The organism is Pseudomonas sp. HMSC076A11 (genome assembly GCF_001810205.1).
GTDB lineage: Bacteria > Pseudomonadota > Gammaproteobacteria > Pseudomonadales > Pseudomonadaceae > Pseudomonas > Pseudomonas aeruginosa.
Window position 1 is genome coordinate 32,806 of sequence record NZ_KV800288.1, and the last position, 24,151, is coordinate 56,956.

At 68.2% G+C, this 24,151-nt stretch carries 25 protein-coding genes; 7 read left to right on the plus strand and 18 right to left on the minus strand.

Translation table 11 applies throughout. The features are described 5' to 3' along the window. Positions 1-39 precede the first annotated feature (39 nt). From HMPREF2716_RS10195 to HMPREF2716_RS10205, 3 genes are all read left to right on the plus strand, one after another. Positions 40-507: an HvfA family oxazolone/thioamide-modified RiPP metallophore gene (locus HMPREF2716_RS10195; RefSeq protein WP_043494044.1), complete on the plus strand. Its 468-nt coding sequence runs from the start codon at positions 40-42 to the stop codon at positions 505-507. Positions 508-581: 74 nt separating this feature from the next. Further along, on the plus strand, positions 582-1,412 hold the full coding sequence (locus HMPREF2716_RS10200; RefSeq protein WP_003118206.1) for an HvfB family MNIO-type RiPP peptide maturase: 831 nt from the start codon (positions 582-584) through the stop codon (positions 1,410-1,412). Next, positions 1,405-2,160, plus strand: a complete 756-nt coding sequence (locus HMPREF2716_RS10205; protein ID WP_070621883.1) for an HvfC family RiPP maturation protein — start codon at positions 1,405-1,407, stop codon at positions 2,158-2,160. Before HMPREF2716_RS10200 ends, HMPREF2716_RS10205 begins: the two co-directional genes overlap by 8 nt. 145 nt (positions 2,161-2,305) lie before the next feature. On the opposite strand, the gene HMPREF2716_RS10210 is transcribed toward HMPREF2716_RS10205, so the two are convergent. The 4 genes from HMPREF2716_RS10210 to bfmR form a co-directional block, all read right to left on the minus strand. Next, positions 2,306-2,815: an HvfX family Cu-binding RiPP maturation protein gene (locus HMPREF2716_RS10210; RefSeq protein ID WP_003113020.1), complete on the minus strand. Its 510-nt coding sequence runs from the start codon at positions 2,813-2,815 to the stop codon at positions 2,306-2,308. Between the two features lie 31 nt (positions 2,816-2,846). Further along, positions 2,847-3,476, minus strand: a complete 630-nt coding sequence (locus HMPREF2716_RS10215) for a ferric reductase-like transmembrane domain-containing protein (RefSeq protein WP_003113021.1) — start codon at positions 3,474-3,476, stop codon at positions 2,847-2,849. A gap of 129 nt (positions 3,477-3,605) precedes the next feature. After that, a complete protein-coding gene (locus HMPREF2716_RS10220; protein WP_003113022.1) occupies positions 3,606-4,910 on the minus strand; it encodes a sensor histidine kinase in 1,305 nt (434 codons plus the stop codon). After that, on the minus strand, positions 4,907-5,647 hold the full coding sequence (bfmR, locus tag HMPREF2716_RS10225) for a two-component system response regulator BfmR (RefSeq protein WP_003113023.1): 741 nt from the start codon (positions 5,645-5,647) through the stop codon (positions 4,907-4,909). The genes HMPREF2716_RS10220 and bfmR overlap by 4 nt, the downstream gene beginning before the upstream one ends. A 356-nt stretch (positions 5,648-6,003) precedes the next feature. Between bfmR and HMPREF2716_RS10230 the strand changes: the two genes are divergently transcribed. Beyond that, positions 6,004-6,264, plus strand: coding sequence for a DUF2790 domain-containing protein (locus HMPREF2716_RS10230; protein WP_003113024.1), 261 nt, complete (start codon positions 6,004-6,006; stop codon positions 6,262-6,264). Here the strand turns inward: HMPREF2716_RS10230 and HMPREF2716_RS10235 are convergent, their stop codons facing one another. The 6 genes from HMPREF2716_RS10235 to HMPREF2716_RS10260 all read right to left on the minus strand — a co-directional run bounded on the left by HMPREF2716_RS10235 (position 6,265) and on the right by HMPREF2716_RS10260 (position 13,146). Continuing rightward, positions 6,265-7,944: a GMC family oxidoreductase gene (locus HMPREF2716_RS10235; protein ID WP_043491657.1), complete on the minus strand. Its 1,680-nt coding sequence runs from the start codon at positions 7,942-7,944 to the stop codon at positions 6,265-6,267. It abuts the gene before it with no gap. Positions 7,945-8,098: 154 nt separating this feature from the next. Then, the gene (locus tag HMPREF2716_RS10240; protein ID WP_023130929.1) at positions 8,099-9,403 is read right to left on the minus strand and encodes a carbohydrate porin; all 1,305 of its coding nucleotides are present in this window, start codon (positions 9,401-9,403) and stop codon (positions 8,099-8,101) included. A gap of 84 nt (positions 9,404-9,487) precedes the next feature. After that, positions 9,488-10,213 carry an SDR family NAD(P)-dependent oxidoreductase gene (locus HMPREF2716_RS10245; RefSeq protein WP_003093405.1) on the minus strand — a complete coding sequence of 242 codons (726 nt, stop codon included), beginning with the start codon at positions 10,211-10,213 and terminating at the stop codon, positions 9,488-9,490. Positions 10,214-10,227: 14 nt separating this feature from the next. Further along, positions 10,228-11,286: a 2,3-butanediol dehydrogenase gene (locus tag HMPREF2716_RS10250; RefSeq protein WP_003118211.1), complete on the minus strand. Its 1,059-nt coding sequence runs from the start codon at positions 11,284-11,286 to the stop codon at positions 10,228-10,230. Then, the gene (locus tag HMPREF2716_RS10255) at positions 11,283-12,542 is read right to left on the minus strand and encodes an MFS transporter (RefSeq protein WP_003113027.1); all 1,260 of its coding nucleotides are present in this window, start codon (positions 12,540-12,542) and stop codon (positions 11,283-11,285) included. The genes HMPREF2716_RS10250 and HMPREF2716_RS10255 overlap by 4 nt, the downstream gene beginning before the upstream one ends. A gap of 70 nt (positions 12,543-12,612) precedes the next feature. Continuing rightward, entirely contained in the window at positions 12,613-13,146 is a 534-nt protein-coding gene (locus HMPREF2716_RS10260; RefSeq protein WP_003113028.1) for a 2,4'-dihydroxyacetophenone dioxygenase family protein, read from the minus strand. A gap of 318 nt (positions 13,147-13,464) precedes the next feature. On the opposite strand from HMPREF2716_RS10260, the gene HMPREF2716_RS10265 reads away from it, so the two are divergent. Together HMPREF2716_RS10265 and HMPREF2716_RS10270 are read left to right on the plus strand one after the other, a co-directional pair. After that, positions 13,465-14,424, plus strand: a complete 960-nt coding sequence (locus HMPREF2716_RS10265) for a helix-turn-helix domain-containing protein (RefSeq protein WP_003093398.1) — start codon at positions 13,465-13,467, stop codon at positions 14,422-14,424. Positions 14,425-14,471: 47 nt separating this feature from the next. Next, on the plus strand, positions 14,472-14,888 hold the full coding sequence (locus HMPREF2716_RS10270; protein ID WP_003454227.1) for a PaaI family thioesterase: 417 nt from the start codon (positions 14,472-14,474) through the stop codon (positions 14,886-14,888). A 9-nt stretch (positions 14,889-14,897) separates the two neighbouring features. Here the strand turns inward: HMPREF2716_RS10270 and HMPREF2716_RS10275 are convergent, their stop codons facing one another. After that, complete coding sequence (locus HMPREF2716_RS10275) at positions 14,898-16,010, minus strand: Rieske 2Fe-2S domain-containing protein (protein ID WP_003119104.1); 1,113 nt, start codon at positions 16,008-16,010, stop codon at positions 14,898-14,900. Positions 16,011-16,038: 28 nt separating this feature from the next. Beyond that, positions 16,039-17,004, minus strand: coding sequence for a PDR/VanB family oxidoreductase (locus HMPREF2716_RS10280; RefSeq protein WP_003093396.1), 966 nt, complete (start codon positions 17,002-17,004; stop codon positions 16,039-16,041). 185 nt (positions 17,005-17,189) lie between these two features. Between HMPREF2716_RS10280 and HMPREF2716_RS10285 the strand changes: the two genes are divergently transcribed. Further along, on the plus strand, positions 17,190-17,969 hold the full coding sequence (locus HMPREF2716_RS10285) for a helix-turn-helix transcriptional regulator (protein WP_003111029.1): 780 nt from the start codon (positions 17,190-17,192) through the stop codon (positions 17,967-17,969). Positions 17,970-18,012: 43 nt separating this feature from the next. Here HMPREF2716_RS10285 and hpaC read toward each other — a convergent pair whose 3' ends face one another. The 6 genes from hpaC to HMPREF2716_RS10315 form a co-directional block, all read right to left on the minus strand. Next, on the minus strand, positions 18,013-18,525 hold the full coding sequence (gene hpaC / locus HMPREF2716_RS10290) for a 4-hydroxyphenylacetate 3-monooxygenase, reductase component (protein WP_003093392.1): 513 nt from the start codon (positions 18,523-18,525) through the stop codon (positions 18,013-18,015). Between the two features lie 29 nt (positions 18,526-18,554). Then, the gene (gene hpaB / locus HMPREF2716_RS10295) at positions 18,555-20,117 is read right to left on the minus strand and encodes a 4-hydroxyphenylacetate 3-monooxygenase, oxygenase component (protein ID WP_003104533.1); all 1,563 of its coding nucleotides are present in this window, start codon (positions 20,115-20,117) and stop codon (positions 18,555-18,557) included. 165 nt (positions 20,118-20,282) lie between these two features. Further along, positions 20,283-20,573 (minus strand): DUF2218 domain-containing protein, encoded by a 291-nt coding sequence (locus HMPREF2716_RS10300; RefSeq protein WP_003093387.1) that lies wholly within the window; start codon positions 20,571-20,573, stop codon positions 20,283-20,285. A 212-nt stretch (positions 20,574-20,785) separates the two neighbouring features. After that, positions 20,786-21,547 (minus strand): SDR family oxidoreductase, encoded by a 762-nt coding sequence (locus HMPREF2716_RS10305; RefSeq protein WP_003104535.1) that lies wholly within the window; start codon positions 21,545-21,547, stop codon positions 20,786-20,788. Then, positions 21,544-22,929 carry an aspartate aminotransferase family protein gene (locus HMPREF2716_RS10310; RefSeq protein ID WP_003093384.1) on the minus strand — a complete coding sequence of 462 codons (1,386 nt, stop codon included), beginning with the start codon at positions 22,927-22,929 and terminating at the stop codon, positions 21,544-21,546. The genes HMPREF2716_RS10305 and HMPREF2716_RS10310 overlap by 4 nt, the downstream gene beginning before the upstream one ends. Positions 22,930-22,937: 8 nt before the next feature. After that, positions 22,938-23,762, minus strand: coding sequence for a molybdenum cofactor biosynthesis F family protein (locus HMPREF2716_RS10315; protein WP_003113031.1), 825 nt, complete (start codon positions 23,760-23,762; stop codon positions 22,938-22,940). Between the last annotated feature and the right edge of the window lie 389 nt (positions 23,763-24,151).

Here is a 24,151-nt window from a genome sequence, read left to right on the forward strand (position 1 = left end):
GCGCCTGCGGCCCGGCCGCGTTTACTGTGGAGAAGAAGCATGTCCGTTTTCGATTCGCGTCAAAAGACTTCCGCCAGCCTGCTCGGTGCCGTACTGGTGGGGGGAATGCTGCTCGGCGGTTCGGCGTTCGCCGTCGAGCCGCTGGGCCTGGGGTTGCAAGTGGCGGCGGCGAGCGCCGGCGAAGGCAAGTGCGGAGAAGGCAAGTGTGGTAGCGGCGGCTCCGCGAAGACCCCGGCCAAGGCCGGCGCCGAGGGCAAGTGCGGGGAGGGCAAGTGCGGCGACGCCTCCTTTGCCCGAACCGACACCGATCACGATGGCAAGGTCTCGCGCGCCGAGTTCCTCGCGGTGGCCAAGGACCGTGCCGGTGAGTTCGACAGCATCGATAGCGACCATGACGGCTTCATTTCCGAAGCCGAGGCCTACGAACACCTGCGCAAGACCTACGAGGCCAACGGCAAGCCGATGCCCGCCGGGCTGTTCAGCAAGCTGGAGCAAGGCCGGCACTGAGCCTTTCCACACCCTGGCGGCGCCCTCTCTTTCCCCTGGGAAAGCGGGGGCGTCGCCGTTTCCGGAGCTATCCCATGACCCTGATCGACAACGCCGCCGGCCTCGGCCTGAGGCGCGGCCTGCTTCCGCAACTGCTGGCGATGGCGCCCGGCGCGGTGGACTTCCTCGAATGCGCGCCGGACAACTGGATCGGCGTCGGCGGTGCCTTCGGTGCCGACCTGGAGCGCCTGGTGGAGCGCTTTCCACTGACCTGCCACGGTCTCTCGCTGTCCCTCGGCGGCTCCACACCGCTGGATGCCGCCTTCATCGAGCAGACCCGACGCTTCCTCGTCCGCCACCGGGTCGCGTTGTACAGCGAGCACCTCAGTTACTGTTCCGACGATGGCCATCTCTATGATCTGTTGCCGCTGCCGTTCACCGAGGCCGCGGTGCGTCACGTCGCGGCGCGCATCCGCGAGGCGCAGGAACGCCTGGAGCGGCGCATCGCGGTGGAGAACATTTCCTACTATGCAGCGCCGTACCGGGAGATGAGCGAGATCGAGTTCGTCAACGCGGTACTCGACGAGGCCGACTGCGACCTGTTGCTGGACGTCAACAACCTGTTCGTCAACGCCTGCAACCACGGCTACGACGCCCTCGACTTCCTCGCCCGGCTGCCGCCCGGGCGGGTCGCCGCCTACCATGTGGCGGGGCACTACGACGAGGCGCCGGACCTGAAGATCGACACCCATGGTGCCGCCGTGAAGCCCGGCGTCTGGGCCTTGCTTGGAGCCGCCTATCGTCGCTTCGGCGTGCGCCCGACCCTGCTCGAGCGGGACTTCAACTATCCGCCGCTGGGCGAACTGCTGCTGGAAGTGGAGCAGATCCGCCAATGGCAACGCGACGAGGGACGCCGTCATGGATGAGCGCCTGCGCCAACAGCAGTTCAGCCTCGCCCGGCACCTGCGCGACCCGCTTGGCAATGCGCCGCCGCCGGACATCGAAGAACGTCGCCTGCGGGTCTACCGCGAGCTGTTCTACAACGCCATCGAAGGCCTCCTTGCCAGCGGCTTCCCGCGCTTGCGCGGGCTGCTTGGCGAGCAGCAGTGGCATGGCCTGGTGCGCGAGTTCTATCGCGAGGAGAGAAGCCATACCCCCCTGTTCACCCGTATCGCCGGGGTCTTCGTCGACTACCTGCGGCAGCGGGGCGAGTATCGGCCGGCGTGGCAATCCGAGTTGGCCCACTTCGAATGGAGCGAAACGCGCCTCTACCTGGCCGAGCCCGACGATCCGCCGTATCGGCGTGAAGGCGACCTGCTCGACGGGGTGCCGCTGCTGTCGAGCCTGGCGCTGCCGCTGGGCTATCGCTGGCCGGTGCATCGGCTCGAAGAGGACGTCGCGCTCGCCGAAGCGCCTGCGGAACCGACCCTGCTGTTGATGCACCGCGATTCCTCGCATCGCGTGCATACCGCGCGCCTGACTCCGCTGGCCTACCGCCTGCTGGAGTCGCTGGCGAGCCGGCGCCTGAGCGGGCGCGAGCACCTGGCGGCGCTGGCGCTCGAAGCGCGGAGTGCGCCCGGAGCGCTCGACGCGGCGGGGCTGGAGTTGCTGGCAGCGTTGCGGACCCAGGGTGTCGTGCTCGGAACCCTGGAACGCGATTGGGCGGGCGGATGACGACGCAGCCCTTGTGGAGTCGATGCATCGGCGGATAGCGCCGTTGGCGCTATTCGCCCTACGCGGTGGGTGGGATGGTTCTGGCTTGCTGTGAAAAACCCCGGAGGCGATCGCGTTCCGGGGTTTTTCCGTGGCTGGCCGAATCCTAGCGGGACAGGCCCAGGCGCCGCCCGAGCCAGTGGTCCAGGCTCAGCTTCCCCGCCCCCGCCAACAGCAGCGGCAGCAGCGCCGCCAGGTAGATCGCCGGGAGCTTGAAATTGCCGAAGCCGTGGTCGGTGATCGAGTAGCCGCGGGCCAGTTCCGCCAGGCTCGACCACTCCGCCGGCCAGTGTACGGCGGCGGTCGCCACCAGGGTGACGACGATCAGCACCAGGGCGGTCAGGCGGGTACCGAGGCCGAGCAGGAGGAACAGCGCGCCGAGCAGTTCGGCCCACAGCGACAGTTCCCAGTTGAAGGCGGCGGGCAGGCGGTCGAAGGGAAAGGGGAAAGCCGACTGGATATCGCCGAACCAGTTCTCGCCGTTCCACTTTTCCCAACCGGACTCGAAGAACTCCCAGGCCAGGAACAGTCGCAGGGACAGGTCGGCGCTCCAGCCGCCGCAGCGGTCGAGCAGGGCGAAGGGTCGGCGCCAGGCGCGCAGGTCGGATGCTTGCATGATCGATGTCTCGTTGAGGGCGGTGGATAGGTCAGGCCGGCTGTACGTCGCGACGACGTAAGCGCACGGCGAGCTTGGCGGTGAGCTTGAGGACGATGGCGGAGAAGATCGTGGCGAACGCCAGTACGTACCAGCCGCCCATGGGGATGCGTTTGAAGAACGACAGGCAGAAGATGCCCGCCAGCACCCAGGTGCCGGTCGAGTGCAGGGCTTTCCAGGCGCGTGGGCCGAGCAGTCGGGCCGGGGTGCGGAAGGAGGTGAGGGTGAGCAGCAGGATGAACAGGTAGCCGATCGAGCCGGGGATGTTCGCCGCGACCGAGCGGCCGCTCCAGAATGTCTCGGGGAACAGCTTCCAGTAGGCCAGGATCAGCAAGGCGTGTACTGCGTGGGAGAAGGCGAAGGCCAGGCCCAGGTAGCGCCTTTCACGGAGCAGCGCGCGGGTCCCCGGGCCGGGCACCAGGGTCGCCAGCGAGGACGCGAGGAAAGCGGCGAGGAACAGCGCGAAGGAACTGCGCGCGGTGGCGCGGATGGCGCTGCGCAGGCCCTCCACCGGTTGCGCCTGGAGAGCCAGGACGAGGGCGGTCATGCACAGCACGGCGACGGCGAGGACGGCGAACAGTCGCCAGCCGTGCCAGGCGGATTGAGAGGTTGGGACGGTCATGGTGGGGCTCCTGGTTGCCGGGAGCGGCTCGGCGATGTGCCGCCGCTTCCCGTGGCCAGGAGTGTTGCAAGCGGGTTTATCCGCAGTGTGTCCGCCGAGGGCGGTTATGTATCGCTCTGTACGGGCGCCTCAGGGGTCCAGCTCGATGCGCGCGCAAAGCCCGCCGCCGGCGCGGTTGGCCAGGGTCAGGCGGCCGCCGAGGGCCAGGCTCAGCTGCTGCGCGATGGCCAGGCCGAGGCCGGTGCCACCGGTGTCGCGATTGCGCGAGTTTTCCACCCGGTAGAAGGGCTTGAGCACCTCGTCGAGTTCCTCGGCGGGAATCCCCGGGCCATTGTCCAGCACCTGGATTCGCGTGCCGCCATCGGTACGGCGTTCCACTTCCAGGCGCGCGGCGCCGGCGAACTTCAGCGCATTGTCGACCAGGTTCACCAGCACCCGGCGCAGGGCGTGCGGACGGGTGTCGATCACCGCGCCGGTACGGCCGTCGAGTTGTACCTGCTTGCCGCTGTCCTGGTAGTCGAAGACCAGGCTGTCGAGGAAGGCGTCGAGGTCCACCCGGCAACTGGTTTCGGTGCTGCCGTGCATGCTGCGGGCATAGGCCACGCCTTCGCGGACCAGGTGCTGCATCTCTTCGAGATCGTTCCACAGCTTGTCCCTGTCGCTGGAGGCGTCCATGAACTCGACGCGCAGCTTCATCCGCGTGATCGGCGTCTGCAGGTCGTGGGAAATCGCCGCGAGCAACTGCATGCGCTCCTTGAGGTAGTCGGCGATGCGCGCCTGCATGGCATTGAAGGCCGCCGCCGCATGCGCCACTTCGCGTGGGCCGGTTTCCGCGAGAGGCTGTGCCGGACGATTCGGATCGAGATGTTCCACGGCCTTCACCAGCCGGGTCAGCGGGCCGATGGCGGTGCGCACCGCGAGGCCGGTGCAGAGCAGCAGCAGGAGCAACTGCACCAGCAGTACCAGCGGCAGCCAGCCGGACAGCGGCACCGGGGCCGGCGTGACGTCGATGGTCAGCGGGCTGCCGTCGCGCAGGCGCAGGAGGACCTGGAAGTGCGGACGGCTGTCGGCCACCGTGCGCAGGGTCAGCGGGTATTGACCGTCGAGGGCGCGTTCGATGGAGTGCGCGGCAACCGGCGCGTCGGCCAGCGCCAGCGGCTGGCCGGGCTCGCCGGCGTCGAGGCGATAGCGGTAGGTGCGTCGTTCCAGGCGCGGCAGCCAGGCCTCGCGCTCGGCGGGCGTCAGGCGGTCGAGCATGGCTACCGAGATCGCCACGTCCTGTTCGAGGCTGTCGAGCATCATGTGCTTCGCGGTCTGGTAGCGCTCGTAGAACTGCGAGGCGAAGGACAGCCCGTAGGCCAGCACCAGCCCGGCGAAGAGGATCAGCGCCAGGCGCGCGGCGAGGCTGCGCGGGCGCGGCACGGCGAGCTTCATGGATGGGCCTCGACCAGTCGCACCGGCAGCGAGAACACATAGCCCTCGCTGCGCACGGTCTTGATGTACTCCGGTTCGCGGGCGTCGTCGCCGAGGCGTTGGCGCAGGCGGCTGACCAGCAGGTCGATGGAACGGTCGAAGATGTCCGCCTCGCGGCCCTGGGTCAGGTTGAGCAACTGGTCGCGGCTGAGCACCCGTTGCGGATGATCGAGGAACACCCGCAGCAGGCGGTACTCGGCGCCGCTGAGGGCGACCACGGTGCCGGCGTCGTCGAGCAGGTGGCGGGCGCTGGTGTCCAGTTGCCACTGGCCGAAGCCGATCAGCCGGCTGCTCTCGCTCACGGTGAGGTTCGGCGGCAGCATCCGCGTACGCCGCAGCACGGCGTTGATCCGGGCAAGCAGTTCGCGGGCGGAGAAGGGCTTGGTCAGGTAGTCGTCGGCGCCCATCTCCAGGCCGATGATGCGGTCGGTCTCGTCGTTGCGCGCGGTGAGCATCAGCACCGGCGTGGCCTTGTGCTTGCCGACGCGCAGCTCGCGGCAGAGCAGCAGGCCGTCGTCGCCGGGCATCATGATGTCGAGGACGATCAGGTCCACCGTGTTGGCTTCGAGGAACGCGCGCATCTGCCGGCCATCGGCGACGATGGTGGTGCGCAGGCCGTTCTTCTTCAGGTAGTTGCCTACCAGCTCGCGAATCTCGCGGTCATCGTCGACGATCAGGATGTGATCGACATGCTCCATTGCCTGGCTCCCGTGGCGGTTGGTGTGCTTGCAAGCAGTGTATCCGCGCCCGCGGCGCTTGCCTGCCGGGGTTTGTATTGCACTGTATCCCGAGCCGGGGCGAATACCGGGGCGTGCAAAAAAGCCCGGTTGTCGCTGTCGCGAACGGGGGAGACGACGGATAGCGCCGGGCGCGATTCGTCCGGCGGGAGCGGGGCGGCGAATGTACGGCCATGTATCGGCCGGCAGCGGCGATACAGCGGCTGACGAATCGGGCATTCCAGCGACACATCCGGGACAACTCCGCGGCCTGGAATAGGCCTCGACGAAGGCATGTCGCCTTCCACCGACGCGGTCCTGCCGCCAGGAGATCCCCCATGACTCGCACCCTGCTCGCCACCACCCTGCTCGCCGCGCTTGCGCTTCCCGCGTTCGCCGCCCAGGCCGCCGCACCGGTACCGACCGAAAGCTACCGCTACGGCATGCCGCTGGATGTGCACAAGGTGGTGGCGACCCAGGAACAGGCGTCGACCACCTGCGAGATCGTCGATGCACGGATGGACTACCTAGACTCCGCCGGCAAGCTGCATTCGCTGGCCTACCGCAAGTACGCCAGCGCCTGCAGCCAGGGCGGCTAGTCAGGCGCCGGCCAGAGCCTGCACGGCCGGTTGTCGCGCGGGCGGTGCATGGGGCGCCGGCTTGCCGAGGATCAGGTCGGCGGCCTTCTCGCCGATCATGATCGCCGGGGCGTTGGTATTGCCGGTGATCAGCGTCGGCATGATCGACGCATCGGCCACCCGCAGGCCTTGCAGGCCGTGCACGCGCAACTGGTCGTCGACCACCGCGAGCTGGTCGTGGCCCATCTTGCAGGTGCCCACCGGATGGAACACGGTGCCCAGGTTGGCGCGGATCCAGGCCTCGATCTGGCCGCGGCTGGAAACCTGCGGGCCCGGTACCAGCTCGCCCTTGAGGTGACGGGCGAAGCTGCGGCTGGCGGCCAGTTTGCGGACCAGTTGGAAACCCCGGACCAGGGTATCGAGGTCGGCAGGGTGGCTGAGGAAGTTGGCTTCGATCAGCGGCCGGTCGTGCGGGTCCGGCGAGTTCAGGCGGACCCGCCCGCGGCTCTGCGGGTGCATCACCGCGACGTGCAGGCTGACCCCGTGGCCGAAGGGGACCAGGCGCTGCGGCTGGTTCTTCAGCGCGGGGGCGACGATCAGACCCAGCTCCGGGGTCTCTGCCTGCGGGTCGAGGCGGAGGAAGCCACCGGACTCGACGGTGTTCGAGGTCAGCGCCCCGCGCCGGCCGAACAGGTACTGCCAGGGCGAGCGCAGCAGCGGCAGCCAGCCCTTCGGCGAGAAGCCCAGGCCGTAGCCGAGCTTGGCCTCGGTGCGGTACATCAGCACGATGTCCTGGTGGTCCTGCAGGTTCTCGCCGACCCCAGGCAACTCATGGCGCTGGACGATGCCGTGGCGCGCCAGTTCCGCCGCCGGGCCGATGCCGGAGAGCAACAGGAGCTGCGGCGAGTTGATCGAGCCGGCGCTGAGGATCACTTCGCGGCGTGCCTGCAATTGCACGACCTCGCCAGCCTGGCTGATCTCCACGCCGGTGGCGCGGGTACCTTCCAGCAGCACGCGCAGGGTCAGCGCCGAGCTGAGCACGGTGAGGTTGGGCCGCGCCAGGGCCGGGTGCAGGAAGGCGCGCGCCGCGCTACAGCGTTCGCCGTTGACCTGGGTGACGTGGAACGGGCCGATGCCTTCCTGGCGCTCGCCGTTGAAGTCGGCGTTGTATAGCCAGCCCATTTCCTCGGCGGCCTGGAAGAACACCTGGTTGATCGGGCCCGGGCTGCGCTGCGCGGCGACGTTCAATTCGCCGCCGCGCCCGTGCCAGGGCGATTCGCCCGGCTCGAAATGTTCCGAGCGGCGAAAGTAGGGCAGCAGCTCGTCGTAGCTCCAGCCACGGTTGCCGAGGGATGCCCAGCGGTCGTAGTCGTGGCGGTCGCCGCGGATGTAGATCATCCCGTTGATCGCGCTGGAGCCGCCCCAGACCTTGCCGCGCGGGCAGGCGATCGGCTGGTTGGCGGTGCCGGGCTGGGCGGCGAAGCGATGCATCCAGTTCCACTTCGGGTTGGCGATCAGGCGGATGATCCCGGCCGGCGTGCGGATGTAGGCGGCGGGGAGCGGCGTGCGGTCGCTGGGGCCGGCCTCGACCAGGCAGACCGAGACGGCGGGATCGGCGGAAAGACGGTTGGCCAGGACGCAACCGGCGGAGCCGGCGCCGACCACGATGTAGTCGAACGAACGGCGGGCAGTGGAAGTCATGTCGGCACCTTTCTGGGTGTGCTGCCGGGCCTCGCCCGGCGTTCTTTTTCGCCCCGCGCCCATGGGCGCGACGCTACTCCATTGGACGGGGAAGCGCGCCCGGCCGCTTGTCCCAGCCTGCCGGCGGGGTTGACCGAGGCTGCCAGGCGGCGCGCTAAAGCCCCAGCAGCGAGCCCATGTCGACCATCAGTTGCAGGCCGACGACGAAACCGTCTCCGCTCAGTTCGCGAGCGCCGGGGTTGTAGTAGTTGTCCGGGTTGAAGATGTACTGCACCGACGGCTCCAGCGCGATGTGCGGGGTCAGTGCGATGTGCGCATTGGTTTCCAGGGCGTACACGTCGCGCTGGCCGAGTTTCGCATCGCCGCCAGCGGCGATCCGCGCCTGGCGCTGGAACTCCAGCTGGTGATCGTTCAGGCGCAGGTAGCTGGCCTTGAGGTTGAGCTTGTCCCGCGTGCGGTCGAAGGGCGCATGGTAGGTCAGGCCCAGCTCGGCGAAATGACGGAACGGCTGCTTGTCGTCGGCCGATACCGACAGCGAGCCGAACAGCCCCAGCGCCCTCGGCGAATCGAGGCGGCCGCCGTCGGCGCGCCAGAACAGCTGCTGGAACTTGAAGAAGCCGCCGGCGCTGCCGTGGTCGCTGGCGCCGGTGAGCGGGTCGACCTGGTTGGCGGTGTTCAGGTAGGCGTTGAGTTCATAGTGCGAGCGGTAGGGATCGAGGCTTTCCTCGCGCTTTTCGCCGATCCCCAGCAGCAGGCTGGTGCCGCTGGCGTCGTCGGTGCCGAAATCGAGGCCATGGCGCTTCTTCAGGTAATCCACCGGGTTGGACTCGAAGGCCCCGGCGTGCAGGTACAGGGTCGGGGTCGCCCGGTACTTCAGGTAGCCGCCCCAGGCGCCGTAGGGCGGCGGCAGGATGCCGGTGGAGGCGTCGATGATCGGGTCGTTGCAGGTGACCACGGTCTCGCAGTTGTAGATCAGGAAATAGCGCCGCGCATTGGTCCGTCCGAGATGGCTGTCGAGGCGTCCGCCCAGCCACTGCTGCTGCCAGGTGAGCAGGCTCAGCTGGTTGGCGCTGATGTCGTTGTGCAGCGGCGCGCCGCCGAAGTAGCTGCCCACCGCGCCCTGCCAGCTCGGCCCGGTGGGCTGACCGGTGCCGCGGTCGAGGATGAACAGGGTTTCCTCGATGTGCAGCGAGGCGCCGTCCAGGCCGGCGAGGGTGGCGAGGTCGAGGTCGGCGCCGAGGAACAGGTCGCCGCTGTTGCCGAAGCTGTGCTGGCGCGGGCCGGTGTCGAGGTTCTTCAGCGACAGGCTCCAGAACTGCGCGTGGGTCTTCACGCCGTGGCGCTGGAGTCGTTCGCCGAACCCGGCCAGCGGGCCGCTGCGGCTGTCTTCGGCGGCCTGCGCGGAGAGACCGAGGAAACCGGCGCAGAGCAGCGCCGGCAAGGTGCGGAGGGTTTTCATGGCAAGGCACTCGTCTTGTTGTTGTTCTGTCGTGCGAATCGCTGTCCGCCCCAAGCGGACAGGTGCATCCGGAGCGAAGGCGGCTCAGGCGCAGAGATAGCCGCCGTCCACCGCCAGCACGGCGCCGGTGACGAAGCTGGCGCCGGGACCGCAGAGGAAGGCCGCGGCGCTGGCCACCTCGGGCGCCTCGCCCCAGCGCGCCAGCGGCGTGCGCTGCATGATCCGGCGGGTGGCCTCGACGTCGGCCTTGAGCCCGGCGCCCAGCGGCGTGTCGATCCAGCCGGGGGCGATGGCGTTGACCCGGATGCGCTCGGCGGCATACTCGCAGGCCAGGGAACGGGTGAGCTGGACGATGGCGCCCTTGCTGGCGCTGTAGGCCGGGCGGTCGGCGGAACCGAAGGTGCTGTACATCGAGGCGATGTTGAGGATGCTGCCGCCGCGCTGCGCCAGCAGCGGCCGGGCCAGTTGGCTGGCGAGCATGGCGGCGCTCAGGTTGAGGCGCAGCACCCGTTCGAAGGTAGCCAGGTCGTATTCCTCGCGGTCGCGGCTGATGCCGGCGTTGTTCACCAGCACATCCAGGCGCGGCAGCGCTTCGAACAGCCGTTGCAGGCGCTGGCTGTCGGTGATGTCCAGTTCTTCCCGGCGAATCCGCGGATGACGCGGTGCGTGCACGCCGTCGGCGTCCAGGCCGAGGGCGACGACTTCGGCGCCGAGTTCGGCGAACTGCATGGCGATGGCCGCGCCGATGCCGGAGCTGCCGCCAGTGACCAGCACCTGCTGGCCGGCGTAGATATCGTGTTGGAAAACCATCGGCGATCGTTCCTTCAGGCGTCGGCCAGGGCCGGGTTGGGATTGACCAGCACCTTGACCTGCGACTTGTCGCGCAGCAGGGCCTCGAAACCGTGCTCGACGGCCTGCTCCAGGGGCACGCTGCGGGTCACTGCGCGGGCCAGGTCGAGGCGGCCGTCGGCGAGCAGGGCGATCAGCTCCGGGTAGGCGTCGCGGTAGCCGACGCTGCCGAGCAGGCGCAGTTCGCGGTTGACCAGGTCGAAGGCGTCCAGCCGGACCTCGCCCATCAGGCTCACCAGCACCAGCTCGCCACCCTTGCGCAGGCTGGCCAGGGCGGCGTCGAGGCTGGCCTGGCTGCCGGCGGCCTCGAAGGCGCAGTCGAGCGCGCCGCCCTCGCGCAGGCGCGCCGCCGTGTCGCCGTCGCGGGCGTCGAGCGCCCGGCTGGCGCCGAACTCCCCGGCCAGGGCGAGGCGCTCGGGACTGACGTCGATCGCGACGATGTCCTCGATTCCGCGCAGGCGGGCGAGCATCACCAGCAGCAGGCCGATCGGGCCGAGCCCGAACACCGCGCAGCGCTGGCCCGGCGCCAGGCTGCTGCGGCGCAGCGCGTGCAGGGCCACGGCGGCCGGTTCGAGCACGGCGGCCTGGCGGAAGCCCACCGCGTCCGGCAGGCGGTGCAGCATGTAGGCCGGCACCCGCGCGCGCTCGGCGAAGCCGCCGTCGCCCATCAGGCCGATGAAGCCCATCGACTCGCAGAGGTTGTAGCGGCCTTCCCGGCAGTAGCGGCATTCGCCGCAGCGGTATTCCGGCTCCACCGCGACGCGGTCGCCGATGCGCAGTCCCTCCACGCCAGGGCCGAGCGCGGCGACCACGCCGCAGAACTCATGGCCGAGGGTCAGCGGCGCGCGGCAACCGGACAGCGGGTGCGCCTCGGCCTGGGGAATCGAGTGCGGGCCGCTCTGGTATTCGTGCAGGTCGCTGCCGCAGATGCCGCAGTAGGCGACTTCCAGTTCGACTTCGCCGGGCCGCGGCGCCTGGCGTTCCAGTTCGCTCAGGCGGAGGTCGCGGGCAGCGTGCCAGCGCAGTGCTTTCATGGTTGGTTTCCTTGCAGGACGGAGGTAGGCGCGCTGCGCTGGCGCGCCAGCACGGCGGGCGCGGTTTCGCGCAGGAACAGCGAGAGGAACGCGGCGAGCAGGGCGCCGCCGCAGGACATCCACATGACGATGGACAGGCCGAAGCGGTCGGCGGCGAAGCCGGCCACGGTCGGCGCGAGGAAACCGCCGACCAGTTCGCCGAGGCCCATGATCAGGCCGAGGGCGGTGGCGATGACGCCGCGCGAGACGGTCTCCGCCGGGATGGTCGCCATGAACAGGGTGAAGCAGCCGAGCCCGGTGTAGGTCAGCAGCAACAGCAGGCCGAGGCTGGTCGCGTTCGGCGCATAGAGCAGCGCCAGCGGGCAACACGCGGCGAGCAGGGAGAACGCCACCAGGGTCGGTCGACGGCCGATGCGATCGGATATCGCCGGTACGGCGAAGCCCCAGACCACCCAGGCGACGCCCAGGCAGCTCATCAGCCTGCCCATGGTCGCCGGGCTGAAGCCGCGGGCGTTGACCAGGAAGGTCGGGGTAAAGGAAATCAGCACGATGAACCAGGTGACGAATACGCAACTGATCAGGGTGCAGAGCAGGATGTTGCGGCTCTTCAGCAGTGCCAGGCGCTTGCCTTTCGCTTCTTCTGCGCGCGGCGCCGGGCGCTGCGCGCGGGGCGGGTCGGGACGCACATGGCGCCAGATCAACCAGGCGATCAGCAGGCCCGGCAGCAACGAGACGATGAAGGCGTGACGCCAGCCGAGGGCTTCGGCCAGGGCCACCAGCAGCGGCGGGCCGATCACCGCGCCGAGCAGGCCGGCCGCCGAGCCCTGTAGCAGACCCATGTTGAGGCCGCGGCGATGCGGCGAGGAGGCCTCGACCATCAGCGATTGCGAGAGCGGCAGGATCGGCCCCTCGGCCAGGCCCATGATGCCGCGGAACAGCAGCAGGCTGAGGAAGCCGCCGACCAGCCCGGACAGCGCCGAGCACAGCGAGAACAGGATCACCGCCACGATCAGCAGCGGCTTGCGCTGCCCGCGGCGGTCGGACCAGGCGCCGACCAGCGCGCCGGATACCGCCCAGGCCAGGGCCAGCACCGAGGAGAGCATGCCCAGGTGGCTGTTGCTCAGTTGCAGCTCCTGTTCCATGAAGGGAAACAGGAAGGACAGCGCCAGGCGGTCGAAGAAGACGAAGCCGAAGGTCAGGAACAGCACGCAGAGCAGGACGTTTTCGTAACTGGCGGAATTGTTGTTATGCGCCATGTCGGTCTCCAGGCCGGGCGGGCCGGCCGGCGGGGAGGCGCGCGTCCGCCAGGGCGGCGCGCGCCCGGGGTCAGCGGAACAGGGAGTCGATGTAGGCGGCGCCGACGCCGATCTTGTCGTAGTGCTCACGGCACATCGCGATGTAGTCGTGGACGTCGAAGATGCCGTCCGCGTTGCCCTTCTCGTCGAGCCAGACCAGCGGTCCCTTGACGATGAAGAATGCACGCATCGGCTGCTCGTGCTCGTAGGCCACCAGGGTGTGGCCCTCGCCGGGCGTCTCGTAGACGAAGTCGCCGGCGGTGGCGGTCCAGTCGTGCTCCAGGTAGCCCCACTTGCCGCTGATGGTGTAGGCGAACACCTCGTGCGGGTGGTAGTGGCGGTTGACCAGGCCGGCGCTCGTCGCCATCAGGATGTCGCACCAGCGGTTTTCGCTTGGCGAGATCCACAGCGGACGCGACTTCACGGTCTCGGTGAAGGGCACGTAGAGGCGCTCGTCCTCGGTCGGCGCGTTGCGCAGGTAGACCTCGGGCTTGGCGTCCGGCTTGAAGCAGTCGGGAATCGGTTGCAGGTCTTTCCAGAATTCACGGGTGGCGAGTTCGGGCATGGGGCGGCCTCTGTCGTTGTTATCGTCGAGCCGACTCTAGCCATGGGCGGGCCTCCGGGTTTGACCCTGGCGGCCAGGAAGCTTGCGCTTTTCGGACATGGCCTGGCGCGACCCGCGACGCGCCGCCAAGCTGGCCTGCCCAGCGTCGGAGCCGGCTGGAGGGCGATTGACGGAGGAAAGGATTCAGATGTTAATGACGGGGTGCCAGGCGCCTCGCCGACCGACCGCGACAGGTCGGCGGAGCGGCCCGGCGCCTGGCCCCGGAGGCCTTGCCTGAGGTCCGGGAGGTCCACGCAGCGTTCGACGAGAAGAATAAAAATGCCCGCACATGCCTTGCTCGAAACCCGGCGGGCCAGCACCCAGGACATTCCCCTGGAGCAGCGGCTGGCGTTCTGGGAGGACTACAACGCTTCCATCCTGGTTGGCCTGAAATGTTCGTCGTATTCCCAGGCCGGCTTCGCCGCGACCCAGGACAACCTCTGCCTCGAACGCCTGCGGCTGGCCCGCATCGGCGGCAACGAGCACGTGGTGGAGCGCGACCGCTCGATGATCCGCGCAGTGCCCAAGGAGTCGATCTTCGTCTCCCTGGTGCAGGGCAGCCAGTCGTTCTTCTACCAGGACAACGGCTGCAACCTCCTGCAACCGGGCGAGCTGGTTATCTACCGGACCGACAAGCCCTACCTGTTCGGTTTTTCCGGACCGATGCGGCAGTTCATCTTCGACATTCCCCAGGACGATTTCGCCGAGCGCTGCCTGCGCGACTTCAAGGGACCGCTGAAGATCGGCGCGGAAAGCCCGGTGCAGCGCCTGCTGGTGCGGACCCTCGGCGAGCGTACCCGGGATTTCCTCGACAGCCCCCATGGCGAGGATGCCGAGCGCTACCAGGAGGAAGCCTACGACCTGCTGGCGAGCATCATCAGCGACCATGCCGGCGAGCACCGTGCCAGCGCCCTGGGCGCGTCCTACCTGCTGGCGGCCAAGCAGTACATCCAGCAGCACCTCGACGAACCCGCCCTGAGCTGCGAGCGGGTGGCCGCCGCCACTGGCGTCTCCAGCCGGCACCTGGCGCGGCTGTTCGCCCAGGAAGGCAGCTCGCCCGGGCGCTACCTGCAGGAGCGGCGCCTGGAGCGGGCCCGCCAGTTGCTCGCTTCGCCCCAGGGCCGGCGCCTGGATGTCGCCGAGGTCGCCTATCGCCACGGCTTCTCCAGCCAGGCGCATTTCGCCCGGGCCTTCAAGGCGCGCTACGGGATGACGCCGAGCGAGGCGCGTGGCCGCTAGACCCGACTACCGTACCTTTCCTCCTCCTACTGCCAAGGACCCGTTCCGTGACCGACAAGAAAGAGCAGATCGCCCGTTTCATCCAGCGCGAATTTCCCCAGACCCGGGTCGTGGTCGAAGCCGTCGGCGAGCGTAGCGCCACGGTCTGGCAGGCGGTCGACGCCAGCGACCTGCGCCCCGGCGGCACGGTCTCCGGGCCGACCCTGATGGCCATCGCCGATGTCGCGCTGTACGTGGCGGTACTGGGCGAGATCGGCATCGTCCCGCTGGCGGTGACCACCAGCCTGACCATCAACTTCCTGCGGCGTCCCGCGGCGGACCGCCGGGTGGTCGGCGAGTGCCGCCTGATGAAGGTCGGCAAGACCCTGGCGATGGGCGAGGTCTCGCTGTTCTCCGAAGGCGACGCGGAACCGGTCGCCCATGTGGTCGGCACCTACTCGATCCCGCCGGCGCACCGCCGCTGAGGGCGGCGCTCAGGCCACCCGGTGCGCCGCGCGCTGGCGCGCTTCCTCATCGGCGCGGCGCTTGAGGTAGGTGCGGGTGGCCACCGCCGGCGCGTCGCTGGCGACGGAGATCTCGTAGCTATCCTCATCGGCCTCCGCGAGTACCTTTTCCAGCGCGCCGAGGCCTTCCACGTCCTCGACGAAGGCGGCGAACAGTTGCTCGTGCATGAAAGCGCCGACGGTCTCGTCGTCCTGGGCGAAATCGCGTCCGTGGACGATGAAGTAGTGCATGCTGCCGTGGGTCTCCGGGGTGAGGATGTGCGCCGTGCGGATGTGGAATTCCGGTCGCCGCTCGGCGGGCAGGGCTGTGTCGTAGAAGGTCGCGCTGACCTGGTGCAGGCCTGGCGAGAGAAACTCCGAGGTGGTGATGCGCGCCGCCGTGGGACAGCCGTCGAGGCCGGTGGTGCGGCCCCAGACCGGCGACAGGGTGGTCGGCAGCACGTGCCGTACCAGCCGGTAGTGGCCTTCCTTCAGGTCCAGCTCATAGGGCGCCCCGGCGTAATCCGGGGTGCCGATGGTATTGGCGTGGAGGTAGGTGAGATGGGTCAGGTCCATCAGGTTCTCGTGCATGCTCACGTAGTTGCCCGGGTGTAGGAAGTAGCCCTTGGAGCAGGCCCAGCCCGGATCCTCCAGCCAGGGCCGCTGCGGCAGTCGCTTCGGGTCGGCCAGTCGCGGGTCGCCGAGCCAAATCCAGACCAGCGGGCCGCGCTCCAGAAGCGGGTAGTGACGGATGCCGACGCCGCGCGGACAGGCTTTCTGCGACGGTGTCTCGATCAACTCGCCCTGGCTGTCGTAGCGGAAACCGTGATAGCCGCAGACGATCCCGTCCCCCTCCAGGCGACTGCGCGATAGCGGGAAGGAGCGATGCGCGCAGCGGTCTTCCAGGGCTACCGCCTGGCCGGCGAGGGTGCGATAGAGCACCACGCGCTTGCCGAGCAGAGTGCGCGCGAGCAGTTCGCGGCCGACCTCCTCGGCGAAGGCGGCGACGTACCACTCGTTGAAGATGAACGACGTGTCGCGCGTGGCCATCTGCGCGGCGGCCTTGCGTGAACTGGCGATGAGATTGGCGTTGGGCAGGCTCATGAGGCGTCTCCGTGGTTGTTCTTCGGGGTCAGAGATCGAGTTCCAGGTAGTTGCCGCGGCAGCGTGATACGCAGATCAGCAAGGTTTCCCCGCTGGCCCGCTCGGTGTCGGAAAGCACATGGTCGAAGTGCTCCGGCTCGCCGGCGCAGACGCGTGTCTCGCAGGTCCTGCATATCCCGGCGCGGCAGGCGTAGGGAGGCTCCAGGCCCTGTTCCTCGAGGACTTCGAGGATGCTCTGGTGGCTTTCGACGCGCAGGCTCAGGGCGCTGCGGCGCAACTCCAGGCGGAAGGCGTCGGTGCCGCCGGACGAGGACGCCGGCGCTACTGGAGCGTCGAAGCGTTCGAAGTGCAGGCGTTCCGCGCAGCCGCTCCCGGCGTCGCGGATGGCCTGCATCAACCCGTCGGGTCCGCAGCAGTAGAGTTCTTCGTCGGCACCTAGGCCGGCGATCAGCGCGGTACTGTCGAGTGGGTCGCCTTCGTCGCTGCAATGCAGCCGCGTCCGTTCGCCACCGAGCGTCATCAGTTCGGCGAGGAAGGCTGCGCGCTGGCGTTCGCGGACCGCATACAGTAGGCGCCAGTCCTTGCCCTGCGCCTGGCACCAGCGAACCATCGAGAGAATCGGGGTGATGCCGATGCCGCCAGCGACGAAACAGTAGCGCGCGGCGTCTTCGCGCAGCATGAAGTGGTTGCGCGGTGCCGCCGCGTGCAGGCGGTCGCCCGTGCGCAGTTGGCGGTGGATGAAGCGGGCGCCGCCACGGCTGTCGTCGCCAAGGCCTATCGCCAGTTGGTAGCGCTGGCGTTCGCGGCAGTCGTTGAGCAGGGAGTAGTGGCGGATCAGGCCGTTGCCCAGGTGAAGCTCCAGATGCGCGCCGGGGGTGAAGGCCGGCAGTTCGGTGCCGTCCACGGCGGCCAGCTCGACCAGCACCACGTCGCGCGCAACAGCGCGGAAATCGGTGACCTGCAGGTGCAGGCGGGAGGAAGGCGATGCGCTCATTGTCGGGGGTTCCTTCGGCAGACATGCAGCGAGGCTAGCGCTCCTCCAGTGCCGGCCTGTCCCCCCAGAGGTGGACAGCGGGTTTACCGGCGTCCGTCGCGGTTGCTAACGTGTCGGTCGAGGCCTGGACAGGACCTGCCCTTCCTCACCCATTACAACAAGAACAACGATGCGTGCCCGCAACCATGATCAGCTTCTGGAATGCCCCGCCGGGGTCGCCGTCGGCGGACCTGCGCCCCTTCGTCGAGCTGGCCTGCGCCTTGGGTGGCGAAGGCTTCCCCGCCGCTCTGCTGGAAACCCTTGGCCATTGGGTTGCCGCCCGTCATTTCAACGTGCTGCGCATCGGTGCACCGCGCCCCGAACTGCTCCTGGCCGGCACTCGCCATCGCGACGCGCAACTAGTGTGGCGCTGCTGGCAGGCCTATTCGCGGTACTACCACAGCCATGACCCGCTGTTCCTGCGCATGCAGCGCCAGCGCCGCGGCCCGGTGCCGCTGCTGGGCCACCTGCTGGCCGAGGACATCGAGTTCGATGCTTACCGCGAGGCGATCTATCGGGACAATGGCCTGAGCGAGCGGCTGTCGAGCCTGCATTGGGACGAGGAAGGCCGGCCGCTGCTGTTCAATCTCTACCGGCACCGCGAGGACGGCTATTTCAGCGAGCGCGAGATCGCCGCCTTCGAGCAGTGGGTGCCGGCCCTGCTGCAACTGCTGAGGGGGCACCTGGCCTTGCGCCGGGGACGCAGCGCGACCGACGAGTGGCGGCTGGCGCTGTTGCACCGGGCGACGGACCTGACACCCCAGGAGCTGGCGGTCTGCCTGCACCTGCTGCGCGGGTTGAGCCATGCCGGTATCGCCGCCGAGCTGGGGCTCAAGGAAAGCACGGTGAAAACCTACCGCAACCGCGCCTTTGCCCGCCTGGACATCCATTTTCGCAGCCAGCTTTTCGCCCTGGTGCAGGGCTGAGGAGGGCCGGACGCCGCCTGTGGGGCGGCTCCGGAGAGAGGGGTCAGGCGGCTCGGCAGGCTCGCTGCAGGCGATGGAAGCTGCGGCTGAAGTAGACCAGGCCGTCGCCCTGTTCGAGGACCTGGATGTCCTCCAGTTCCAGCAACAGCACCGAGTGGGTGCCGATCTCCTGGACCTCGGCGATGCGTCCCTGCAGGTTGGCCAGGGCGCCGTGCAGCACCGGCAACCCGGCGAGGCCCTCGCGCCAGTCGTGGAGGGCGAAGCGGCGTTCCATCGGGACCTCGGTCATGCCGGCGAAGTGGCGGGCCACCTCTTCGTGTTCGCCGCTGAGGACGTTCACACAGAGTCGACCGTTGGCCTTGAACACCGTGTTCATCTCGCTGTTGCGGTTGATGCAGAGCATCAGCGTCGGCGGGCTGTCGGTGACCGAGCAGACCGCGGTGGCGGTGATCCCGCAGCGTCCGGCCGGGCCGTTGCTGGTGATCACGTTGACCGCCGCCGAAAGATGCGCCATGGCGTTGCGGAAGGCTTGCTGCCTGGGTTCGAGCTGGGACATGGGGATAACCTCCGGAGGCGACGCGGGCGTCATTGGCGGATGCGATCGAGCACGTTGATGTCGTCCGGGTTGTGCAGGTGCGGCACGGTCCAGCCGTTCTCGTCGTAGTCGCCCATGCACTGCTCGACCATGCCGAGCATGCCCTTCATCGCCCCGCTGCCGATCGCCTGGCGCAGGGCCTGCATGCGGATCTCGTCCTGGCTGCCGGCGTAGTTGATCTCGTACAGCTCGTGGCGGCCGCCGAACTCGCTGCCGATGGCGTCCCAGAGCAGCTTGAGGATCTTGATCCGCTCCCGGTGGCCCATGCCGCCGGAGCCGCGGCAATAGGTGGAGAGGTACTTGTCGAGTTGCGGATTGTGCAGGTCGCGAACGCCGGAGGGCAGGTAGATCAGGCCGCTGGCGACCACCTGCTCGATGGTCTTCTTGATCTCCGGGTAGGCCTGCGGCGCCAGCACGCGGTAGGCCTGCAGGGCCTCGGCGCTGGGCAGGAAGGCGCCGCCGTGCCATTCGCTGGCGTTGCCGTACATGGCGTCGGTCAGCGACCAGAACAGGTTGCGCCAGGCCACCACTTCGCCGACCTGCGCCTGCACGCCGCGGAACTCCAGGGAGCCGGTGCATTGCAGGGCCTTGTAGAGGGCGCCGGTGATGAAGTCGAGCTTGACCGCCAGGCGGGTGCAGCCCTGCATCGGGAACAGCCGGCCGAAGCCACCCTGGGGGAACCACTGCTTGCAGCGCTCGAAGTCGCGGTAGATCAGTACGTTCTCCCAGGGGATGAACACCTTGTCCATCACCAGGATCGCGTCGTTCTCGTCGAAACGGCTGGACAGCGGGTAGTCGAACGGCGATCCGGCGATACCCGCCACCAGTTCGTAGGAGGGGCGGCAGATCAGCTTCATGCCGGGGGTGTTCATCGGCGCGATGAACATCAGGGCGAAGTCGGTGTTGTCGCCGAGCAGTTGCGCCGAACCCTGGCCGACGAAGTTGTAGTGGGTCAGCGCGGAATTCGTGGCGACCACCTTGGCGCCGCTGACGACGATGCCGCCGTCGACTTCCTCGTCCACCGAGATGAACACGTCCTTGACCTGGTCCACCGGCTTGTCGCGGTCGATCGGCGGGTTGACGATGGCATGGTTGAGGTACAGGCAGGCTTCCTGGATGCGCTTGTACCAGGTTTTCGCGTTGTCCTCGAAACGCCCGTAGAAGCCCGGGTTGGCGCCGAGGGCGCTGCCGAAGGCGGCCTTGTAGTCCGGGGTGCGGCCCATCCAGCCGTAGGTCAGCCGCGACCACTCGGCGATGGCGTCGCGCTGCTGGCGCAGTTCGTCGGCGCTGCGCGCGTAGCGGAAGAACTTGTGGGTATAGCCGCCGTTGCCGGTATCGGTCTCCCAGCAGAGCTTTTCCTTGCTCTGCGGATCGTGCAGGGCGTCGTAGAGCCGGGCCATGGAGGCGGCCGCGTTGCGGAAGGCGGGGTGGCTGGTGACGTCCTTGACGCGGTCGCCGTAGATGTAGATCTCTCGGTCGTCGCGCAGGCTGGCGAGGTACTCCTCGCCGGTGAACGGACGGGTGGCAGAGGCACGGAAATCTTCGGGTTTCATCATCGTCTCCAGTCATTGTTGTTATCTGCGCGAGAGCGCCTGGAGGGGATGATGGGACGGGGGCGGAGCGAGCTGAATGGCTTTTCCGGGGAATGAATTGCACTTTCCATGGCCCCGCGTGACGCCCGGCGCCCGGCCGCGAAGGGCGGCCGGGTGGCGGCGCGTTCAGCTTTCGGCGGGCTGCCAGGCAATCTCCAGGCTTTCGCTGTTGGCCATGCGTTGCAGGTGATCGGCGACCACGTTCTGCATGTGGGCGAGGCTGTCCTCGTCGGGGCTGTTGAGAATCATCAGGACATGGTCGGGGTGGGCGAGCAGCTCGCAGTTGGAGTCGCCGAAGTCGATGAAGCCGCGCTCGGGTGTGAGTTCGACTTCGAACTTGTGGCCCCAGTGCTTGCACAGGCGATTGACGTAGCGTGCCGCCGATTCGGTACGGACATGGGAGGTGGAGCGGAACATGAAGCGAATCCTCTCGGTTGGGGATTTCCGATACTAACCTGCTGAGAGTCATTCTTATTCATCCATTTTGCAGGGGCTTTCGATAATCGCCCGGCAAATGGTCGGCCCTTGTCCGTGGGACAGGGCGAGCGCCCTACCGGAGCCGGCGGAAGTGTTTGCCGGATACGTCGGAAGGCGCTCTCTCTGGAGGGAGAGGGCGAACGCCAGCGGCTTCAGGCCAGCCCGCCGTTTTCCGGCAGCAACGCGCCGCCATCCACAACCAGGGTCTGCCCGGTGATGTAGCTCGCCTCGTCGGAGGCGAGGAAGAGCATGGCGTGGGCGATGTCCAGCGGCTGGCCGACACGCCCGAGGGGGATGTGCGCGGCCAGCGCGGCGGCGTCGCCGAGGCTGCCCAGCGCCGGAGTCGCGACCAGGCCGGGCTCGACGCCGTTGACGGTGATGCCGTCGCCGGCCAGCTCCAGCGCGGCGGCGCGGATGAAACCGTTGACCCCGGCCTTGCTCGCCGCATAGTGCGAGAGCCCAGGGATCGCCGTGCGCGGGCCGGTCACCGAGGAGGTCACCAGGACGCGCCCGGCCACGCTGCGGCGCAGGGCGGGAAGGGCGGCCTGGGTCAGCCTGAAGCAGCTTTTCAGGTTCACCGCCAGGGTCCGTTCCAGGGTGCCTTCGTCCAGTTCCGCGAGGGCGCACTGGGGAAAGGCAGCGGCGTTGTGCAGGAGGATGTCCAACTGGCCGAAGCGCTCCAGGGTCGCGCTCACCGCTCGTCTCGCGGCGTCGTGCTCGCTCAGGTCGACGGCCAGCAGTTCGGCCGTGCCTCCGCCCAGGCGGATCGCCTCCAGGACGGCCTGGCCGCGGCTGGCGGTACGCGTCGCCAGCAGAACCCTGGCGCCTTCGGCGGCGAAGCATTCGGCGATGGCCCGGCCGATGCCCTGGCCGGCGCCGGTGACCAGTGCGACGCGGTTCTCCAAGCGCCTCACGATGGGCGCTCCAGCAGTTCGCCCAGGCAATCGCGGAGCAGGCGGTCGTGCAGTTCGACGTCCTCCGCGCGGGTCGCCGGGCAGGTCAGCGCCATGTTGTGGAATGGCGTCAAGAGCACGCCGCGGTTGAGCAGGTAGAGGTGCAGGCAGGCCTCGACCAGGCCGTTGCGTGCGTGGTGGGCCTCGCCGCCGTTGCGCGGGGCGTGGGTCATGAACAGGTACTCGACGCGCGCGCCGATGCGCGTCACGTGCCAGGGCAGGCGCAGTTCCTCGAGCGTCGCGCGGACGCCCGCCTCGAGCTGCGCGGCGAGCTGGAACATGTGCCGATAGGCGTCCTCCGTCATCACTTCGGCGAAGGTCGCGCGCATCGCCGCCAGTTGCAGCGCGTTGCCGGCCAGGGTGCCGCCAAAGCCGAAATGGTTGATCGCCTGCCCCGGTCGGAAGTGCGGCAGTACCGCCCAGATCCGCTCCGCCTGCGCCTGGCTGCATCCCCAGACGGCGCTGGGAATGCCGCCGGCGATGCATTTGCCGAGGACGAAGAAGTCCGGCTCGAGGCCATGCGCGCCGCTATAGCCGGCGGGACCGCAGGAGATGGTGTGGGTCTCGTCGATGATCAGCGCCACGTCGTGGCGGCGGGTCAGTTCGCGCAGGCCGGCGTGGAAGCCTTCGGCCGGCGGGACCATGCCGACGTTGGTCATGAAGGGTTCGGTGAGCACCGCGGCGACGTCGCCATGGGCGAGGGCGGCCTCCAGCGCGTCGAGGTCGTTGAACTCCACCAGGCGGGTGGTAGCGTCGTGGCGTACGCCATTGGGGTGAACGCCCGCGCGCGGAACCATGCGCCCGGCGGCGTCGAATTCCACCTGCGATTCGTCGACGCTGCCGTGGTAGTTGCAGTTGAACACCACCACCTTGTCGCGTCCGCTGAGCATCCGGCACAGGCGCAGGACGAAACGGTTGGCGTCGGTGGCCGAGGTGGTCACCTGCCAGTAGGGCAGGCCGAAGCGCCGCGCCAGTTCGGCGCCGACCCACAGGCTGTCCTCGGTCGGCAGCATCAGGGTCGAGCCGCGCCGCGCCTGGCGGGCGATGGCGTCGGCCACCGCCGGTTGGGCGTGGCCGAACATGGCGCCGCTATCGCCGAGGGCGAAGTCGACGTACTGCTGGCCGTCGATGTCGGTGACGCGCGCGCCCTGGGCCTCCTTCACCAGCAGCGGGCAGTTGCCCGGCCACTGTTGCATCCAGTGCAGCGGTGCGCCGTACAGCCAGTGGCGGCGGTTTTCCCGGTAGGCCTGGGCGGAGCGCGGATGCAGTTCGTCGAAGCGTCGCAGCTCGCGCTTGAACAGCGCTTCGACGCGGGCCAGGTCGAGGCCGAAGGTGGTGTCCATGGGCGTCCTCACAGGTCGTGGCGGGTCTGGTTGAGCACCTGGGCCAGGGCGCCGACCGGGAAGTTCACCGGGGTGGCGAAGTCGTCGTCCTGGTAGCCGAAGATCTTGCCGTCGGTGCGCCCGGCTTCCAGGTCGATCAGCAGCACGCCGAGGGTCGGCACGATCTTCTCGCGCCAGACGAACAGGTACAGGCGTTCGGCCAGTCGGTAGCAGTGGCAGCGGTCGGTATCGGCCAGCCCTCGCTCGGCGCCGCGCAGGCATTGCCAGGTGTAGAAGGCGGGATTGAGGTAGATGTGTTCGTAGGCCTCGCTGGCGCTGTAGACGTAGCGGTTGCGCAGGCCGACCAACTCGTCGCTGGGGACGTGCGGGCAGGCGCCGGGCTGCCACGGGCGGTCGAGGCTGCCATGCAGGAACTCGGCCTCCACGCCGGTCAGTTCCCGGCCGGCCAGGGCCCGGGCGAACAGGCCCTGTTCGCAGGCCGCGCGGTCGGGCAGATGGCCGAGCACCGCGGTGAACGCCTGGTTGTCGAAGTCCAGCACCAGGCTGACCGAGACCGGCCGGCCGTTTTCCTGCTTGAGGAAATCCACCAGGTAAAGGTTTTCCCGCAGTGAACTGGCGCGGTAGTCCGACTCGCCGCTGGCACTGCCGTCGGCCAGGCGCCAGCGCAGGCGCTGCGAGTCGAAGGCATGTTCGATGACCCAGCCGTTGGCGAAGTGCAGGACCCGTTCGAGCCCGGCGAGATCGCCGCAGGCGGGAAGGACGTGGTTGTCCGGGGCGAAGCCGTCGGCCAGGGCGCCGACGGTGATCCATCCGGAATGCGAGTGGGCGGACATAGGGTTCTCCTCGTCGTGGGAAACCCATGCTGGCCTGTCTTCGAGTATCCCGATATCGACCGGATGGTTGATAGGTCGATATGCCACGGAAATAGTACGGAGCGGCGAAGGGAAAGTTATCGAAGATGAAGTCTTAGATGAGTTTTCGTTTCTTCTTTTTTGTTTTTTAGTTAATGGGTTCCTGTTCTTCTATAAGTATTTTCTGAATTTATTCTTATGTGCCTATTGGCTGTTATCGGAAATGGACTACATATGTTTTCGTATGATTATTATTTTTAAATCCTGTCTTTCTTTCTAGTGTTTGGGTCTGCGTTTATCAGGGCGCAATCTTCGGCTGTCGCGTAATGGTCGGAGGCGCTCTAGGCGGCCGTCCCGGTTGCGCGCAAAGG